This is a genomic window from Cohaesibacter celericrescens (genome assembly GCF_002866925.1).
In the GTDB taxonomy this organism is placed as follows: Bacteria; Pseudomonadota; Alphaproteobacteria; order Rhizobiales; family Cohaesibacteraceae; genus Cohaesibacter; species Cohaesibacter celericrescens.
This window is the reverse complement of sequence record NZ_PKUQ01000001.1, coordinates 146,377-165,509: the sequence shown is the minus strand read 5'-3', so window position 1 is coordinate 165,509 and position 19,133 is coordinate 146,377. Positions and strand designations below refer to the sequence as shown.

Sequence of the window (19,133 nt, the reverse complement as noted above, 5' to 3'; positions counted from 1 at the left end):
GTTATGCATGTGTTTGATGATCGTATTTGCATTCTCGGTGAGGGGCCTCTTTGGCATCCCGAGCGCAAGCAATTGTTTTGGTTCGATATCCTAGGCAGTGCCTTAATGACCCGCGTGGGTGACAAGCAGTTGCAATGGGATTTTGACGAGCATGTCAGCGCCGCTGGATGGGTTGATGAGACGCATCTGCTTGTTGCCAGTGAAAGCGCATTGTCTCTCTTTGATCTGGACAATGGCGAAACCGAATATGTTTGCGGGCTTGAAAGTGACCGTCCGGAAAATCGCTCTAATGATGGGCGGGCCGATCCCTATGGCGGTTTTTGGATTGGAACCATGGGCAAGCAAGCCGAGCCGGGGGCTGGTGCGATCTATCGATATTACGATGGTGAATTGCGACGCCTCTACAAAGACATCACGATTTCCAATGCCATTTGTTTCACGCCCGATGGCCTGTGGGCCTATTTCACAGACAGCCCGACATTGTTGGTAAAGAAGGTTGCGCTTGATGAAGACGGCTGGCCGTGTGAAGAGCCGGAGGTTTTTCTGGATCTGTCGGAAAGGCATGTCAAAGCGGACGGAGCCGTGGTCGACACGGCTGGCAATATTTGGATTGCCCATTGGGGGTCGTCCAAAGTTGCGGCTTATGCGCCTGACGGCACTTTGCTGCATGAAGAGCCTTTACCTGCCACACAAGTTAGCTGCCCTGCTTTTGGAGGGGATGACTATTCTACCCTTTTTGCCACTTGCGCCAGTGTTAACATCAGTGATGAAGAGAAGGCAGACAGACCAATGACCGGAGCGGTCTTTTCCTGCCACGTGGAATTTACAGGTCAAAAAGAGCATCGGGTCTTGCTCTAGTGGTTTGATGGATAGAAGGAACGAAACATTGGAATGGCTTGTTGTGAAGCCCCTCAAAAGCTGGGGAATCCAAATGTTTCGTTCTAGTCACTCGGTTCTGCATCGCTATGTTTTTTGAGCTGTGATGTCTGTCTTATTGCGTAGTATTTCTGTCCGATATTCGCCTATCCAATTGATTTTCAAAAAAAATAAGAGATTGCTTCTTTCGAAATCATCCGCTTTGGCGGTTGGAAAAACAGCGCTAAAGCTGTTTGATCAGGCAGAGGGTATATCACTTGCTATATGTCCGTGTTTCCCAATCGATCAAAGATGGCTGGTGCAATTATGACCGGCATTGGATTCAATCTGTGAGGTCAGAGCCGTAATGTCCAGTAACAGCTATTATGTACCCTCAGGCGGTTTGCCCCCCCAGACGCAGTTGCTCACCGACCGAGCGGTTTTTACAAACAGCTACGCAGTCATCCCAAAAGGGACAATGCGCGATATTGTGTGCAGCCATTTGCCGTTCTGGGACGGTATGCGTATGTGGGTGCTGGCGCGACCGTTATCCGGCTTTGCGGAGAGTTTTTCGCACTATATTGTCGAGCTGGAAGCCGGTGGCGGCAGTGATCGACCAGAAACCGACAAAAAGGCCGAAGGGGCACTCTTTGTGGTGAGTGGTGAAATTTGCCTCACCATCGAGGGAACCTCACATATCATGTCTGGAGGCGGGTTTGCTTATCTTCCACCCAATTGCGACTGGACCATTCGCAATGACAGCAAGGGTTTGGCCACTTTTCATTGGTTCCGGAAGACTTATGAGGCTGTTGACGGTTTGGATATGCCACCTGCCTTTGTGACGCGTGAGCAGGACGAAACTCCTATTGCGATGCCAAACACAGACGGCAAATGGGCCACAACGCGGTTTGTCGATCCGCTCGATATGCGCCACGATATGCATATAACGGTTGTCACCTTCGAGCCCGGTGCTGTCATTCCTTTTCTTGAAACCCATGTTATGGAGCACGGCTTGTATGTGCTGGAGGGAAAGGCAGCCTATCGTCTTAACCAGGATTGGGTGGAGGTTGAAGCTGGCGACTATATGTGGCTACGCGCCTTTTGCCCGCAGGCTTGTTATGCGGGCGGACCGGGTAAGTTTCGCTATTTGCTCTATAAAGATGTTAATCGGCACATGGTGCTCAAGTGATGCCTTAATGGCATCAAACAGAGGGTGTCTGTTTCCTATTTTTTGAATTATCCTGAAGCTGTCACTGTTTTTTCAACCTTCTCGCGGGTAGACCGTTCCACTAGACTATTCCTGCCCAAAGAATGATCATGATTGATGTCTGCGTGATTCTTGAGCAGAATACATCTATGAGAGGATCAGGAAATGCCATCAATCCGAGATGAAGTCAGTTTTTGGCTGAACGACCAGTTGATTACACGCAGCGCCTTTAGTCCTTGTGAAACACTGCTCGATTTTTTGCGCCTCAATCAGCGCCTGACTGGTTCAAAAGAGGGCTGTGCTGAAGGCGATTGCGGTGCCTGTACGGTGTTGGTTGGGCGGCTCTATCGGGGCGGTCTGATCTATGAAACGGTCAATTCTTGCATTCGCTTTTTACCAAGTCTGGATGGTTGCCATGTGGTGACCATTGAAGCGCTGAAAGGCCAGAACGGTGCCTTGCATCCGGTGCAGCAGGCTATGGTTGATCATCATGGCAGCCAGTGTGGATTTTGCACGCCGGGCATCGTGATGTCGCTTTATGCCCTCTGGATGGAGGTGCCCCAACCCAATCGGCAACAGGTGGAGACGGCGTTACAGGGCAATCTATGCCGCTGTACCGGCTATGCGCCCATTCTCAAGGCAGCAGCGGCCATCAGTGACTATGGCACTCCTGCATCTGATTGGTTGGAAAATGAGCGTAATGTCAATTTCGATCGCCTTGCTGATCTGAAACATGGCGATCGGGTGGTGATTGAAAAAGACGGTCAACGGGCGATTTTGCCTGCCAATCTTGATGATTTTTCCCATGTGCGTTTGGATGAGCCCGATGCCACGATTGTTGCCGGGAGCACCGATGTGGGACTTTGGGTGACCAAGAATATGCGCGCGTTGGATGTGATGGTGTTTGTGGGCCATCTTGAAGAGATGAAAGAGATTTCCTGTGCCAAGCCCTATATTACTTTGGGTGCCGGAGCCACCTATAGCGAAGCACAGGATGCTGTTGTCGAACATTTTGCGCATTTGAAGGATTTCTGGAATCGGATCGCGGGACAGCAGATCCGAAATATGGGCACTATCGGTGGTAACATTGCCAATGGATCGCCGATTGGAGATTTGCCCCCTGTGTTTATTGCGCTTGGTGCCGATGTTATCCTGCGCAGAGGGTGGGAAGAAAGGCGTGTTCCGCTTGAGCAGTTCTTTATCGCCTATGGCAAGCAGAATCGGGAACAGGGGGATTTTGTTAAAGCCATCCGCATTCCGTTGATGCAAGACAGTAGCCATCATGCGGCTTACAAAATTTCAAAGCGGCGCGATGAAGATATTTCGTCGGTGTGTGTTGCCTTCAATCTGACCGTCGAAGACGGGGTGATCAGCAAAGCCCGCATTGCGTTTGGTGGCATGGCGGGCACGCCCAAAAGAGCCGAGCATTGTGAGGCCCGCTTGATCGGTCAGCCATTCTGCGAGGCGTCTCTGGTCGCTGCCGGTGCCTGTCTTGACGAGGATTTTACACCGCTGAGTGATTGGCGGGCAAGTGATGTGTATCGCATGAAGGTGGCCAAGAATCTGTTCCGCCGATTCTGGCTGGATCAAATTGACGGACAGCCTGAACAGGAGGCTGCCCAATGAAGCAGGACAATTTCCCTTCATCCAACGACACGCCATCTGGCATAAAAGGCGGGGTACATGAGGATCTAGTTCATGAATCCGCCAGCAAACATGTCACCGGTAGTGCTGACTATACCGATGATATTGCCGAACCTGTCGGCACCTTGCATGCCTATCTAGGTTTGAGTGAACGGGCTCACGCCAAGATTATTGACCTTGATTTAACCCCCTGTCTGGCAATGGATGGGGTGGTCGGTGTGCTCTGTGCGGATGATATTCCTGGCGTCAACGATATCAGCCCCAGCCATCTTGATGATGAGCCGGTGTTTGTCACTGACACATGTGAATTTTGGGGGCAGCCGCTGTTCGCCGTGATTGCCGAGACGCGCGATCAGGCTCGTCGTGCAGCGCAATGTGCCAAAATACTCTACGAAGATTTACCCGTCGTCACGGATGCTTACGCGGCGATGGAAGCGGGATATCCTTATGTTGCCAAGCCTCTGAAGCTGGAGCGCGGTGATTTTGAAACCGGCTTTGCGGATGCGCCTCATCGTATTGCCAGCCAGATGCGTATTGGCGGACAGGACCATATGTATCTGGAGGGGCATATCGCTTTTGCCCTTCCGGGAGAAGATGAAGATGTGACTCTGTTTTCTTCGACCCAACATCCCAGCGAAGCTCAGCATATGGTGGCCCGAGTGCTTGGCATTGCGTCGCATGCGGTGACCGTTCAGGTGCGGCGGATGGGAGGTGGTTTCGGTGGCAAAGAAACGCAAATGAATATTTTCTGCTGTGTTGCGGCGATGGCGGCGAAAAAATACAATCGTCCAGTCAAGCTACGGCCTGACCGTGATGATGACATGGCAGCAACCGGCAAGCGGCATGATTTCATTGTCGATTATGATGTCGCCTTTGATGATGACGGCAAGATATTGGCTGTGGCAGGGGACTTTATTGCTCGCTGTGGTTATTCGTCTGATTTATCGGGGCCGGTGACGGATCGCGCGTTGTTCCATGCCGATAATGCTTATTTTTACCCCCATGTGCGCTTGCGCTCGCATCCAATGAAAACCAACACGGTATCCAACACGGCCTTTCGCGGCTTTGGCGGCCCGCAAGGGGTGATCGTCGCTGAGCGGATGATCGAAGAGATCGCCTACAAGTTGGGCAAAGATCCGTTGGAGGTGCGCAAGGTCAATTTCTATGGTGGAGCAGGGCGCGATCTAACGCCTTATCATCAAACGGTTGAGGACAATATTCTGGATCGTTTGGTGGATGAACTGGCGCAAGAGTCTGATTATCAAGAGCGCCGGTCTGCCGTGTTGGCTTTTAATAAAAGGGCCAATGAAACAGGAGCGATTTATCGCAAGGGCCTCTCATTGGTTCCGGTTAAATTCGGCATTTCCTTCACTGCCACATGGTTCAATCAGGCCGGCAGCCTGATCCATATCTATGCTGATGGCTCGATACAACTCAACCATGGCGGCACAGAAATGGGGCAGGGTCTAAACACCAAGGTTGCTCAGGTGGTGGCGGATGCGTTCCAGGTTGATATTGGGCGGATCAAAATTACCAAAACAGCGACAGACAAGGTTCCCAATACCTCGGCTACTGCGGCGTCCTCCGGCACAGACCTCAATGGCATGGCAGCGCTGGATGCCGCCGAACAGATCAAAACGCGCTTGGTGGCGTTTGCTATGGAAAAATGGGGTGTTGATGCCGATGCTGTTGTGTTCTTGCCCAATCAGGTAAAGATCGGCGAAGCACACATGGCGTTTGATGTCTTTATTAGTGAAGCCTATATGGCGCGAGTGCAGTTATCGGCGGCCGGTTTCTACAAAACACCCAAGATCCATTGGGATCGTGAGAAAGGGCAGGGGCGACCTTTCTTTTATTACGCCTATGGTGCGGCGGTCTCGGAAGTGACCATCGATACTTTGACCGGTGAATATGTGGTGGATCGCACCGATATTCTGCATGACGTTGGCAAGTCGCTCAATCCTGCTCTCGATTTGGGTCAAGTTGAAGGGGCGTTCATTCAGGGCATGGGCTGGTTGACTACCGAAGAACTGTGGTGGGACGACAAAGGCCAGCTGCGCACGCACGCGCCTTCGACTTATAAAATCCCGTTGGCGAGTGATATCCCGCGCATCTTTAACGTCAAGCTGGCGCATTGGTCGCAGAATAAAGAACGCTCGATCAAACGCTCTAAAGCCGTTGGTGAACCGCCCTTCATGCTTGGTATCTCTGTGCTGGAGGCTCTGTCTATGGCGGTGGCAAGTGTCGCCGACTATAAGCAATGTCCACGTCTTGCTGCTCCTGCCACGCCTGAATGCGTTCTTTTGGCGGTGGATGCTTTACAGTCTGGGGCCGGTGATGCGCACTAGCCTGAAGGCTTTTCTGAATGCGCATGATCGCGTTTATCAGGTGTCCCTGACGCATGTGAAAGGCTCTTCTCCGCGCGAGGTAGGCGCAACACTCTATGTCGCGACTGACGCACTATGGGGCACCATTGGCGGTGGTCAGTTGGAATTTATGGCCATCGACGAGGCCCGACGCATGCAACGCGATGGGACGGTGACGCGCGATATGACTGTGCCTCTGGGGCCTGAAATCGGGCAATGCTGTGGCGGTGTTGTGACATTGCGGTTTTCGATGCTGGATGCTCAAGCACAGGCACTTGCTAAACAGCAGGAAACGAAAGAGATTGACGCTCGTCCAGCTGTTTATGTCTTTGGTGCGGGGCATGTCGGGCGGGCTCTATGTGCGGCGCTTGCACTTTTGCCGCTTCGTGTGTGTGTTATTGACAGTCGTGCCGATGAGCTGGCGTTGGTGGCTGGAGATGTGGAGCAACGCTGTAGCCCGTTGCCCGAGGCCGAGATACGCAGTGCTGAACCGGGCTGCGCCTATGTTATCTTGACCCACGATCATGCCCTCGATTTTTTGCTCGTGCGGGAAGCCTTGTTGCGTGGTGATGCGGCCTATGTCGGTATGATAGGGTCTAAAAGCAAACGCGCGACATTTTCCCATTGGCTCAAACAGGAAGTTGGCGTGGATGCTGATGCTTATCTGCAAAATCTGACCTGTCCGATTGGTGCGGGTGGTAGCAAGGATAAACGCCCCGCTGTTGTGGCTGCGATGGTCGCGGCTGAAGTGATGACCATGTTTGATGTGTGCCCTGTGCTGGAGTCCACGAACCCGACAGACGCATAAACCAACAGCCGTTGATCCAAACAAAAAGCCCACCGGATTGCTCCGATGGGCTATTTTTTTGGCTATTTCGATCAAGCCCAAAGGGTGCTTAATCGTTGTGAGGCAATGTGCCTTTGCCGTGGCCTGCCATGCCGCCGGAAACTTCTTCGGTGGCTTCTGCTGCCAGTTCTTCTGGCAAGATCAGGTTGAGCACGATGGCAATCAGTGCCGCGGGCAACAGGCCGGATGTCAGCAGAACCTTAAGAGTGCTTGGCAAGTGCTGAACGGCTCCGGGCTCAAGCTGCAGACCCAGACCGACCGACAGTGCTATGGCGAAGATCACCATATTGCGACGGTTCCAGTCCACATCAGACAGCATGGAGATCCCTGCTGCAACAACCATGCCGAACATGACAATCACACCGCCGCCCAAGACTTCGATGGGAATGGTGCGAATGACGCCGCCCACTTTCGGAATCAAGCCACAGATGATGAGGAAGATGGCGCCGATGGTTACCACGTGACGGCTCATAATGCGCGTCATGGCGATGAGGCCAACATTTTGTGAGAAGGAGGTGTTTGGAAGGCCACCAAAGATACCGGCGATTGCTGTGCCAAGACCATCGGCATAGGTTGCACCAGAGATTTCTTTGTCCGTTGCCTCACGACCCGCACCGCCTTTGGTGATGCCGGAAACATCGCCGACTGTCTCAATGGCGGAGATAAAGGCCATCAAGCAAAAGCCAATGATGGCGGCGAATGACAGCTCAAAGCCGTATTTGAATGGCATTGGCAGGGCAAACGCGGCTGCGCGATCCCATGAGGTCGCAATGGCTGAGAGTGTCAGCATGCCGGTGGACAACGCAAAGATATAGCCTGCGATCAAACCGATCAGAACCGCTGAGACTGACAACATGCCTTTGGCGTAGAATTTGAGACCCAAGGTAACAAAGATCACTACCAATGCAGCACCCCAATTGAGGGCGGAGCCATATTCTGGTGTGCCAATGGCAGGAACGCCACCTGCGGCATATTGAATGCCCACTTTGACCAGAGCCAGACCGATCATGGTCACAACAAGACCGGTGACAAGCGGTGGCAGGGCGATGCGGATTTTACCGATGAACATACCCAGAATGGCGTGGAAAATACCGCCGATGAAAATGCCTGCATAAAGAGCGGCCAAGCCATCAACGCCTTTGCCTGCAACAAGTGGAATCATCACTGGCAAGAAGGCAAAGCTGGTGCCCTGAACAACCGGCAAACCTGCGCCAATCGGGCCCAAGGTGATCGTCTGGAACAGGGTGGCGATGCCTGCGAACAGCATGGACATCTGGATCATGTAAAGAAGTTCGGGAAAGTCAGGCGAATTGGAGCCGAAGCCAAAGCCTGCTGCACCAGCCACAATGATGGCAGGTGTAACGTTGGCGATAAACATAGCCAAAACATGCTGAATGCCAAGTGGAATGGCTTTGTAAAGTGGTGGTGTATAGTTGGGATCGCGGAGTTGTTCCGGTGTCCCTATGCTGCTGTTACTCATGGATTAACCCCTCGAAGAAAAATTTTATTCCTCCAGAATGCTTTTTGCATTCTTGTCGTTTTTTGATTGCTACATATTTTTCGTTTATTCTGGTGTTCGACCGACTATGTAGGGTCGTTCGAACCAATGCTCCTGTAGATTTTTGCTCGTTCCTATGCGGTCAACAACCGCAAATAGTCCTGGTGCCTGCAACGGTGTCAAAACGCCGTGCCATATGTTGCGATGGAAATTGATGCCCTGTCCCGGTTTGCTTAAAAAGGCCAAAGGCATTCCCGGTTCGCCGTTTGCGTCTGGTGCGACGATGACTAGAAATGACGTCATACTCATCGGCAGAAAGGCCTGACTGCCCAGCGGGTGCCGTTCCATCATATCCAGTTGATAGGGCAGTCTGCGTGGTTGGGCGTCGAACAGGCTGATGCCGACTTTGCCTTGGTCGGCGTCTGCCTCGCCAATGTCGACTGCCGCCAGATCGTGATACCGCCCGCATAGCCCCTGATTGATCATCATGGTGGGCGTGCCCGATGTTTCCAATACCTCACCAAACGGTGCAAATGCGAGCTTCGTCAAAGGCTGTATGAGAATTTCCATGCTACTCATTGTGCGGCTCTGTTGCTGTGCGATGGTAGCATGTCCATCAGACGGAATTGGGCAATGCGCTCGACTTGTCGACAGGCTTCAGCGAATTCAATGGAACGGCTGTTGGCTATCCGGCGTTGGAAGGCCGCCAGAATGCTGGCCTTGTTGTGATCGCGGACCGCGATGATGAAGGGGAAGCCGTGCTTTGCAACATAGGCATCATTGAGTTTTGTGAAATCTGCGCGCTCTTGATCTGATAGGGCGTCAAGGCCTGCACCGGCTTGCTCGGAAGTCGATTCAGCGGTCAGACGTTTGGCCGCCGCCAGTTTACCAGCAAGGTCAGGATGGGCTTGCAAAACGCCGAGGCGTTCTTCTTCACTTGCAGAACGGAAAATCCTGCACAAGGCATTGTGAACGCCGGTCGCTGTGTCGTGGGCTGGCCCTAACTCCAAGGCAAATGCACGTTCGGCGATCCATGGGCTGTGCTCGAATACGCCGCCGAACTGGCAAACAAAACGTGGGAAATCCATTTGGCTGGGCTGGTCAAAACGAACCGGCGGATTGACCGTTTGCCAGTGCCGGGCAATGTCAATCCGCCGGGCAAACCATACATCCGCATGGCTTTTGGCGTAGTCCATAAAGCGTTTAAGCGCCATGATGCGGCCCGGACGACCGATCAGGCGGCAATGCAGTCCGATATTCATCATCTTGGGGGTGCCGTCTTGCCCTTCTGCATAAAGACAATCGAAGCTGTCTTTGAGATAGGCAAAAAACTGATCGCCGCTGTTAAAACCCTGCGGCGTGGCAAACCGCATATCATTACAATCGAGCGTGTAGGGGAGGATCAGTTGATCCTTGTGTTCTGATTGATACCAGTAGGGCAAATCGTCAGCATATGTGTCGGAGACATAATCAAGCCCGCCGATCTCGGTTGCGAGATCTACAGTGTTTTCCGAACAACGCCCCGTGTACCAGCCGCGTGGTGCTTGACCGGTGACTTCGGTATGCAGACGGATCGCTTCGATCATGTCTGCTTTTTCATCTTCACGCGGATAATCTTTATATTCGATCCATTTCAGGCCATGACTAGCGATTTCCCAATCGGCCTGCTGCATGGCGGCGACTTGATCCGGACTGCGGGCCAGTGCAGTGGCAACGCCATAAACTGTGGCAGGAATGTCCATTTGGGTGAATAGGCGGTGCAGTCGCCAAAAACCGGCGCGGGCCCCGTATTCATAGATGGATTCCATGTTCCAGTGACGTTGAGCAGGCCATGGGGCCGCACCAACGATCTCGGACAAAAAGGCCTCGGACGCAGCATCCCCATGCAGTACACAATTCTCGCCGCCTTCTTCGTAATTGATTACGAATTGCACAGCAATTTTCGCACCACCGGGCCATTGGGCTTTTGGGGGCGTGGCGCCATAGCCATATAGATCTCTGGGGTATCGTGTCACGCTTTGGGCTCCTTTTATATTTCTCTGTATAGCAAATAAATTGGCGCGCATTTTCTTGAAATTCAGATAGCTATTACTGCAAATGAAGCAGTGTTCTAATTTTCAGAACAATTATGGTGCAACCATACGTGACTTTGTGCAATCTGATGAACCGTCACATGCGACTTAAGAAAGGATTATTTGAATGTCTGGCTATTTGACAACCCATGTTCTTGACACGGCGCGCGGCTGTCCTGCGGCGGGTATGGTCGTGGAGCTGTATCGTTTGACGGATCAGACACGCACCCTTGTGCGTTCGCTTGTCACCAATGCAGATGGCCGAACAGATGAGCAGATTTTGCCAGAAAGTGACTTTTCCATTGGCCGTTATGAGCTGGTTTTTTATGCTGGGGCTTATCTCGATGCCTCAGGTGTGGCCCCCGAAGAGCCGCGGTTTCTTGACGTCATTCCTATTCGCTTCGGTATGAGCGAGGCCACGCACTATCATGTGCCGTTGCTAATTTCACCCTTTGGCTATTCCACTTATCGTGGCAGCTGAGCCTAGTTCCGCTTGATTTGAGAGGACCGTGCGGATGTGTCCTGACACAAAATCAATGAACAGGCGGATTTTGGGATCTTGCCTGCGGCGATGGGAATAAAGGCAGGCCATCTGAATGGGGACTGGTGGCGTGTCCGTCAGGATGGGAACCAATGCGCCAGAGCGAATATGGTCCAACACTTCAAACTCGGGCTTTATTATGATGCCATGTCCATTCAGCGCCCAATCGGTCAGCACGTCGCCATCATCGGACTCGAACGGTCCGGTGACCGTGAAGCGCTTGACCCCGTCCGGTGTTTGCAGCGGCCATTGAAACTCGGGTGCCCCTGGAAAACGCAAGTTCAGGCAAGCATGAGCGGGGGTGGATAGGTCGGAGCCACTTTCGGGTATGCCATTGATTTCCAGATAGTCCGGTGAGGCACAAAGCACCCTTTGGCAATCGGCAATCTTGCGAATGCGCAGATTGGAATCTTCTGGCACGCCGAGGAAAAAAGCGATGTCCAAGCCTTCTGCTGCGACATCCAACTTGCGGTCAGACAGCCGTAGACGCACATCGATCAGCGGGAAGTCCTTTTTGAAAGCGGGCACGACGGGTGCGATCAGGCGTCTGCCCACGCCCAAAGGCGCAGCGACATGGATGGAGCCGCGCGGTTTTAACGTGACACTTGACACCAGTGCTTCGGCTTCTTCAATCGTTTCCAATATGCGGCAGGCTCCGGGATAAAAGAGCTTGCCTTGCTCGGTGGCATTGAGCATGCGGGTTGTGCGCTGGAACAAGCGAACATTGAGATATTCTTCCAGCTGGGAAATGCGTGCGGACGCGACAGCGGGAGAAATCCGTTGATCACGGGCCGCTGCCGACATGCTGCCCAACTCATAGACGCGCACAAAGGTTCGAATATTGTCGAAATAGGCCATAGCGGCATTTCTCTTTTTATTGGATTTTTTGAATCTGATCTGTTTATTTCTTAATACCAGAAAATACTGCATTGCAATAGAGTGGGGGTGGTCCTGCTTGCTTTGGGCCCGCTTTGGGAGTTGATAAGCCGGATTTTGGAGTAGAATGATGCTAGATTTTGATCTGTTACAGCCGCTGGTTTGGTCATGGATGGAATTTGCCATTCGCTGGCTGCATTTGATAACGGCGATGGCGTGGATTGGGTCAAGCTTCTATTTCATTGCGCTGGATCTGGGGTTGCGCAAAGCACCGGATTTACCCGTGGGCGCGCATGGGGAAGAATGGCAAGTCCATGGCGGCGGCTTTTATCACATTCGCAAATTTCTCGTGGCCCCAGAGGCCATGCCAGAGCATCTGATCTGGTTCAAATGGGAAAGCTATACTACTTGGCTCTCCGGGGCGGCCTTGCTGATGGTGACCTATTGGGCGGGTGCCGAGCTTTTTCTGATTGATAGCGCCAAAATGGAGCTTGAAGTCTGGCAAGCCATCTTGGTCTCGGCTGGGTCTTTGACTATTGGCTGGATCGTTTACGACTTTTTGTGCAAGTCCAAGTTGGATGAAAAACCAACATTTCTGATGGTTTTGCTGTTCATTCTACTTGTTGTGATGGGGTGGGGGTACAATGAAGTCTTCACGGGGCGGGCGGTCCTGTTGCATTTGGGTGCGTTCACAGCAACCATCATGACGGCGAATGTGTTTTTTATCATTATGCCAAATCAGCGCATCGTTGTGGCGGATCTCAAGGCCGGTCGTGTGCCGGATGCAAAATATGGCAAGATCGCCAAACTGCGCTCGACGCACAACAATTATCTGACCCTGCCGGTTATTTTTCTAATGCTGTCGAACCATTATCCGCTGGCCTTTGCGTCGCCGTATAACTGGGTCATTGCTGCTCTGGTGTTTTTGATGGGCGTGACAATCCGCCATTATTTCAACAGCAAGCATGCTGGCAAGGGCCATCCAATCTGGACCATCCCTGCAACCATTGTGCTGTTTATAGCAGTTATCTGGATTTCACTTTTGCCTGCTGAGCATTTGGGCGAGGAAATGGAAGAGAGCAGTCGCCCACTGAGTCCGAGCGAGCAGAAATTTGCTTCAGCCGATGGTTTTGAAGAGGTGAGCGACATTATCATGAGCCGGTGCTCGATGTGTCATGCTCGCGAAACTGCATGGGATGGGATCGGTGTGGCACCTCGTGGTCTATATTTGGAACATGAGGGTGAAATCGCTCGGGCGGCCCAGTTGATCTTCCTCAACGCCGGAGTGACCAATGCCATGCCACCGGCCAACGTCACCTATATGGAGCCGGAAGAACGGCGTGCCATCGTCAAGTGGTTTACAGCGGCAAGCAAAGGCTAGAGCCGACAATCAGTATCGTGTGCACTGGCAAGCCCTAACGCTTTCCCTGTCGTTGCTTTTTCTGATTTGAGCGGGGCATCTGCTTGGGCTCTTTGCCTTCAGCCCGGCAGGAGACTCTGGCAGTGCGCCTGAGCTCCTTAAATGCCTGAGCCCCTTAATTGGTTGTCTTTAAGCCCTGCGCCCCGCGTCCAAGGCGTTATAAGCGCTTCAGACCGCATGACTTTCTGCCATTGCTTGTGCTTTGAGAGCAAGCTCCATGGCTTTCAAGGTGTGGGTTTGGGGCATGGCTGTTTCGGTTCGGTTTCTTACATCGTTGATCAAACGGCTGAAGTATGGGATTCCGGCGTCGCTTGCGTCGATTTTTTCGCATCTATCGCCATTGACCAAGATCAGCGTGTTGGTGGCATCGCTGACACCGGCATCGACATATTTGCGAAGCTCAATATACCCTTCGGTGCCGAGAATGGTTAGGCGTCCATCTCCCCAATTGGGCAACGCATCTGGCGTGTACCAGTCGATGCGAATATAGCCGCGTCCTTGATCGCTTTTCAGGACGATCTCACCAAAATCCTGTAGGCCCGGGTCTTCTGGATTGGCATAGTTGGCGACGCTGGCATGCATGATTTCTGCATCGATGGAGCCAGTAAAAAATAGGAACTGGTCAATTTGATGACTGCCGATATCGGTCAGAATGCCGCCAGAAGCATCACGGTCGAAAAACCAATCCGGGCGGGTTGGGCGGTTCAAACGATGAGGACCGAGACCAACGGTCTGGACAACTTTACCTATCGCGCCAGCCTGAACCAACTCAGCTGCTTTGGTGACGCAAGGGACTTCATGGCGTTCTGAATAATCAATTGTCCAAATGCGGCCTGTTCGTGCGATGGCTTGTTTGATTTCGTCTAACTCGGCCAATGTGACACAGCCGGGTTTATCGACCATTACATCTTTGCCGGCTTCCATCGCCTTTATGGCCCAGGCAGCACGGTCCCGCGGGATGCAGGAAATCAGGATCATGTCAATTTCAGGATCAGAGAGCAGAATGTCTGGGTCGCTGATGCGAGGTGTATCAGGAAAGCGTTTGATGAAACCTGTGAGTGGCTCGGGGTTGCTGTTCGTCCACCAGCCGACAAAGTCAGCTCCGGCATCTATCAAATTGCCCGCCATGCCGAAGATATGTCTGTGGTCTATACCAATTGCACCAAACTTCATTTCTTTTCCTCCCCAAACCGCTCTTTGTCGGCTGATTGCTCAATGGGCCGGTGAGCCGATGAGCCAATAATTTGCCATACTGAAGATTGCAGGATCGACCGCAGATCTATCATTTGTATGAAGCCTTTCATCCTATCCTGATGCCTTTCAAGTGTAAAAGCCATAGGGTCGTTATCTCAGCAAATCATTTGACTTGTTGTCAGTATCCGCCGGTCGTCGCGCGATGAGTAGGGTGCGGGTTTGTGATTTGAGGGGAGGGGCTGCCGCTTTCGATGTTCAATTGGTCAGTGGTCAAATTCTGAGAATTTTGTTCGAATCATCGTCAGAAAAGCAAATATGCCGAGCTGTAGGCCTTGCAACCGGTTCGTCAGGCGTGAGTTTTCCCGATGGAACATGTTGAGAACAAACCCAAATTTTTCTTTTTAATCAAATTTTTACGTCAATGCTTGTTTATGAGAACAAAGTAAGTACATTAATCATGGTTGCGAAAGCGTGTCTGCTATGAAGAATGGATTTCAAAATGGCTCAGAATAGTCTACGACTGGTCGAAGGAAGCAGCATGGATAAGACAAAGGCATTGGATGCCGCCCTCTCACAGATTGATCGCGCATTTGGCAAGGGATCTGTGATGAAACTCGGCCAGCGTGAAGTGGTCGAGATGGAGTCCATTCCGACCGGTTCGTTGGGCCTTGATATCGCGCTGGGTATCGGTGGTTTGCCCAAGGGACGTATCGTTGAGGTTTACGGACCTGAATCCTCAGGTAAAACGACGCTTGCTCTGCATGTTATTGCTGAGTCTCAAAAACGTGGCGGGATCTGCGCTTTTGTGGATGCAGAGCATGCCTTGGATCCTATTTATGCCCGCAAATTGGGCGTTGATATCGATAATTTGCTGATTTCCCAGCCAGATGCTGGCGAGCAGGCTTTGGAAATTGCTGATACGTTGGTGCGTTCTGGTGCGGTTGATGTGTTGGTGGTCGATTCGGTGGCTGCGCTGACGCCCCGGGCCGAACTAGAGGGAGAGATGGGCGATTCTCTTCCTGGCCTACAAGCCCGTTTGATGAGCCAGGCCATGCGCAAATTGACCGGTTCGATTTCGCGTACCAACTGTATGGTTATCTTCATCAATCAGATCCGTATGAAAATTGGTGTGATGTTCGGTAGCCCCGAAACCACGACCGGTGGTAATGCGCTCAAGTTTTACGCGTCTGTTCGGCTTGATATCCGGCGCATTGGTGCCATCAAGGACCGCGATGAAATCGTGGGCAACCAGACCCGGGTTAAAGTTGTTAAAAACAAAGTCGCCGCTCCGTTCAAACAGGTTGAATTCGACATCATGTATGGCGAAGGCATCTCCAAGCTGGGTGAACTGCTCGATTTGGGTGTGAAGGCAGGGATCGTCGACAAGTCAGGTGCATGGTTCTCATATGATAGCCAGCGGCTGGGTCAGGGGCGCGAGAATTCCAAAACATTCTTGCGAGAAAATCCTGAGATTGCTGACGAGATTGAAACAGCCATCAGACAAAGTGCAGGTCTAAAAGACATTCTTCTGGCTGGAGCTCCGACCAAAGCGGGCAAAGAAAAAGAAGAATAATCGTTGTTCTATTGAACCATTTATCTGTTTTAAGGGGTCGCCAGCTGGCGGCCCTTTCGCGTTTGATAGGACGGATGTCATCCCAAAACGGTGATGTCGTCTCATTAAAGCTTGGATTGTACAAAGGTTTTGATGACAAGCTGCTGAAAGCCGGCAGGTGAGGTAGCAAAATGATAGACACGGCGAAGATGGACCGTTAAAACCGCCAAGAGACAAGTTTTCAGGTATTGCCAGCAAATCATTATTTGTTGGCTGGCAGTGGCGCCGAATTGGCGTTGAACAAGTGCAAAAGGCTCAGTGTCTTTTGTTAAGGTCAAAGAAGATTGGTGCGTCATGAGTGGTGTAAATGAAATTCGTTCTACATTCTTGAATTATTTTGGCGACAACGGCCATACGATTGAGCAATCGGGACCTCTGGTGCCACGCAATGATCCCACATTGATGTTTACCAATGCTGGCATGGTGCAGTTCAAGAATGTCTTTACCGGCCTCGAACACCGGGATTACTCTCGTGCGGTGACGTCGCAAAAATGCGTTCGCGCCGGTGGCAAGCATAACGATCTGGATAATGTTGGCTATACAGCGCGCCACCACACCTTTTTTGAAATGCTTGGTAACTTTTCCTTTGGTGACTATTTCAAAGAAGATGCGATAGAGCTGTCTTGGAATTTGATCACCAAAGAATTCGGCCTTGCAAAAGACAAGCTTCTGGTCACTGTCTATCATGAAGATGACGAAGCCTTTGATCTTTGGAAAAAGATTGCTGGTTTGCCAGATGAAAAGATCATCCGGATCGCCACCAACGATAATTTTTGGTCGATGGGCGAGACGGGCCCGTGTGGTCCTTGTTCAGAGATTTTCTATGATCATGGCGACCACATTTGGGGTGGCCCTCCAGGTAGCGCGGACGAAGATGGCGATCGCTTTATCGAAATCTGGAACCTTGTCTTTATGCAGTATGAGCAGATTAGCAAGGATAAACGCATCGACTTGCCCAAACCTTCGATTGATACGGGTATGGGGCTTGAGCGAGTGGCTGCGGTTATGCAGGGCACGCACGATAATTATGAGACAGATTTGTTCCGCGCCCTGATTCACAATTCAGTCGATTTGACCGGTGTTGAAGAGCAGGGGGAAGCGGCAGCGAGCCATCGGGTGATTGCGGACCATTTGCGTTCAACCAGCTTTTTGATTGCCGATGGAATATTGCCATCCTCGGATGGCCGTGGGTATGTATTGCGCCGGATTATGCGTCGTGCCATGCGCCATGCGCGACTGTTGGGTTCGCAAGATCCGGTGATCTATAAAATGGTGCCGACGCTCATTCGCGAGATGGGGCAGGCATTTCCCGAGCTGGTTCGTGCCGAATCTCTGATTACCGAAACCCTGAAGTTGGAAGAAAGCCGGTTCGGCAAAACCCTGAGCCGTGGTTTGCAACTTCTTGATGATGCGACCGATGGCATGGCTGGTGGGGATCGTCTTGACGGGGAAACTGCATTTAAACTCTATGACACTTATGGCTTCCCGCTGGATTTGACACAGGATGCTTTGCGTGCGCGCAGCATTGAGGTCGATAGTGACGGGTTTGATGCGGCAATGGAGCGTCAGAAAGCCGAAGCCCGTGCCAACTGGACAGGGTCGGGGGAAGCGGCGACTGACGCGGTTTGGTTCGATGTTTTTGATAAAGTCGGCGCAACGGATTTCTTGGGGTATGAAACCGAGGTTGCAGAAGGCGTAATTGTTGCTTTGATCAAAGACGGCGCTGCGACTGATAGCCTGAAGGCCGGTGATGAGGGTGCTATCGTGCTCAACCAGACACCTTTCTACGGTGAGTCTGGTGGTCAGCTGGGTGATACAGGCGTGATGCTTGCTGATAATGTTCGGTTCGAGGTCTCCGATACCAACAAAAAAGCCGGCGCCATGTTTGTGCATCAGGGCAAAGTCGTCGAAGGCCGTTTGGCTGTAGGGGATGCTCTGGAGTTAAAAGTATCCAATGATCGTCGATCCGCCATTCGGGCCAACCATTCCGCTACGCATCTTTTGCATGAAGCCTTGCGCGAAACGCTTGGCGATCATGTTGCACAAAAGGGCTCTATGGTGTCGCCTGAACGCTTGCGTTTTGATTTTTCGCATCAAAAACCCGTTGCACTGGACGAGATGAGCACAGTTGAAGCGATGGTCAACGAGATGGTGCTGCAGAATAGCGCTGTCGACACGCGTGTTATGGCGGTTGATGATGCCATCGAGGCCGGTGCTATGGCGCTGTTTGGTGAAAAGTATGGCGATGAAGTGCGGGTCGTTTCCATGGGCAAAGCGGTTCGTGGCGAAAAAGCGGGCAAAACCTACTCTGTCGAATTGTGTGGTGGTACCCATGTGCGCAGAACCGGCGATATCGGCCTGATGACCATCGTGTCAGAAAGTGCTGTTGCATCTGGTGTTCGGCGTATCGAAGCGCTGACAGGCTCCGAAGCCCGTGCTTATCTTCAACAACAGGACGGGCGTGTGCGCGATGCGGCTGCCCTTTTGAAAGTTGCGCCCGGTGATATGCTGGAACGGCTTGAAGCTTTGATTGCGGATCGCCGAAAGCTCGAAAAAGAATTGTCTGAAGTCCGCCGTAAGATGGCCATGGGCGATAGCGGTGCCAGTGGAGATGCCGCTGAAGAGGTCAATGGTGTAAAAATTATGGCACGGGTCGCTGAAGGCGTGTCGCCAAAAGACCTTAAGGGCATGGTGGATCAAGGCAAAGAAGCGCTAGGGTCTGGTGTCGTTGTTATGATTGCCGTGTCTGAAGACGGAAAAGTCGGTGTTGTGGTTGGTGTGACTGCCGATTTGACCGCACGGTTCAGCGCTGTTGAGCTGGTTAAAAAGGCAGCAGAGGTACTTGGTGGCCGCGGTGGTGGTGGCCGTCCAGATATGGCGCAGGCTGGTGGCAAAGATGCCGATCAAGCCGATGCCGCGATTGCTGCGATCAAAGACATGATCAAAGCGTCCTAAGCTTGGTTGTTGTCGGACTTGCGTGTTTAAACAAAGGGGCGAACCA

14 protein-coding genes are annotated in these 19,133 nt (G+C 52.1%); 9 read left to right on the top strand and 5 right to left on the bottom strand.

Annotated elements, in window-relative coordinates:
- Positions 1 to 3 precede the first annotated feature (3 nt).
- The 5 genes from C0081_RS00800 to xdhC all read left to right on the top strand — a co-directional run bounded on the left by C0081_RS00800 (position 4) and on the right by xdhC (position 6,880).
- Positions 4 to 858, top strand: coding sequence for an SMP-30/gluconolactonase/LRE family protein (locus tag C0081_RS00800; RefSeq protein ID WP_101531900.1), 855 nt, complete (start codon positions 4 to 6; stop codon positions 856 to 858).
- 364 nt (positions 859 to 1,222) lie between these two features.
- Entirely contained in the window at positions 1,223 to 2,044 is an 822-nt protein-coding gene (locus tag C0081_RS00795; RefSeq protein WP_101531899.1) for a bifunctional allantoicase/(S)-ureidoglycine aminohydrolase, read from the top strand.
- A gap of 183 nt (positions 2,045 to 2,227) precedes the next feature.
- Entirely contained in the window at positions 2,228 to 3,688 is a 1,461-nt protein-coding gene (gene xdhA, locus C0081_RS00790) for a xanthine dehydrogenase small subunit (RefSeq protein ID WP_101531898.1), read from the top strand.
- Positions 3,685 to 6,054, top strand: a complete 2,370-nt coding sequence (xdhB, locus tag C0081_RS00785; protein WP_101531897.1) for a xanthine dehydrogenase molybdopterin binding subunit — start codon at positions 3,685 to 3,687, stop codon at positions 6,052 to 6,054. Before xdhA ends, xdhB begins: the two co-directional genes overlap by 4 nt.
- Positions 6,044 to 6,880 (top strand): xanthine dehydrogenase accessory protein XdhC, encoded by an 837-nt coding sequence (xdhC, locus tag C0081_RS00780; RefSeq protein WP_101531896.1) that lies wholly within the window; start codon positions 6,044 to 6,046, stop codon positions 6,878 to 6,880. Before xdhB ends, xdhC begins: the two co-directional genes overlap by 11 nt.
- A gap of 88 nt (positions 6,881 to 6,968) precedes the next feature.
- Here xdhC and C0081_RS00775 read toward each other — a convergent pair whose 3' ends face one another.
- From C0081_RS00775 to puuE, 3 genes are all read right to left on the bottom strand, one after another.
- Complete coding sequence (locus C0081_RS00775; RefSeq protein WP_101531895.1) at positions 6,969 to 8,399, bottom strand: uracil-xanthine permease family protein; 1,431 nt, start codon at positions 8,397 to 8,399, stop codon at positions 6,969 to 6,971.
- 84 nt (positions 8,400 to 8,483) lie between these two features.
- Positions 8,484 to 8,996 carry an ureidoglycolate lyase gene (locus C0081_RS00770; protein ID WP_101531894.1) on the bottom strand — a complete coding sequence of 171 codons (513 nt, stop codon included), beginning with the start codon at positions 8,994 to 8,996 and terminating at the stop codon, positions 8,484 to 8,486.
- A complete protein-coding gene (gene puuE, locus C0081_RS00765) occupies positions 8,993 to 10,432 on the bottom strand; it encodes an allantoinase PuuE (RefSeq protein WP_101532327.1) in 1,440 nt (479 codons plus the stop codon). Before puuE ends, C0081_RS00770 begins: the two co-directional genes overlap by 4 nt.
- Before the next feature lie 184 nt (positions 10,433 to 10,616).
- Between puuE and uraH the strand changes: the two genes are divergently transcribed.
- A complete protein-coding gene (uraH, locus tag C0081_RS00760) occupies positions 10,617 to 10,970 on the top strand; it encodes a hydroxyisourate hydrolase (protein WP_101531893.1) in 354 nt (117 codons plus the stop codon).
- Here the strand turns inward: uraH and C0081_RS00755 are convergent.
- Complete coding sequence (locus C0081_RS00755) at positions 10,935 to 11,888, bottom strand: LysR family transcriptional regulator (protein WP_101531892.1); 954 nt, start codon at positions 11,886 to 11,888, stop codon at positions 10,935 to 10,937. The genes uraH and C0081_RS00755 overlap by 36 nt on opposite strands.
- A gap of 148 nt (positions 11,889 to 12,036) precedes the next feature.
- Between C0081_RS00755 and C0081_RS00750 the strand changes: the two genes are divergently transcribed.
- Positions 12,037 to 13,287, top strand: a complete 1,251-nt coding sequence (locus C0081_RS00750; protein WP_101531891.1) for a urate hydroxylase PuuD — start codon at positions 12,037 to 12,039, stop codon at positions 13,285 to 13,287.
- A gap of 207 nt (positions 13,288 to 13,494) precedes the next feature.
- Here C0081_RS00750 and C0081_RS00745 read toward each other — a convergent pair whose 3' ends face one another.
- On the bottom strand, positions 13,495 to 14,499 hold the full coding sequence (locus C0081_RS00745) for a Gfo/Idh/MocA family protein (RefSeq protein WP_245417821.1): 1,005 nt from the start codon (positions 14,497 to 14,499) through the stop codon (positions 13,495 to 13,497).
- A 520-nt stretch (positions 14,500 to 15,019) separates the two neighbouring features.
- Here C0081_RS00745 and recA point away from each other — a divergent pair.
- Positions 15,020 to 16,093 carry a recombinase RecA gene (recA, locus tag C0081_RS00740; RefSeq protein WP_101532325.1) on the top strand — a complete coding sequence of 358 codons (1,074 nt, stop codon included), beginning with the start codon at positions 15,020 to 15,022 and terminating at the stop codon, positions 16,091 to 16,093.
- A gap of 333 nt (positions 16,094 to 16,426) precedes the next feature.
- On the top strand, positions 16,427 to 19,087 hold the full coding sequence (alaS, locus tag C0081_RS00730; RefSeq protein WP_101531889.1) for an alanine--tRNA ligase: 2,661 nt from the start codon (positions 16,427 to 16,429) through the stop codon (positions 19,085 to 19,087).
- Positions 19,088 to 19,133 lie beyond the last annotated feature (46 nt).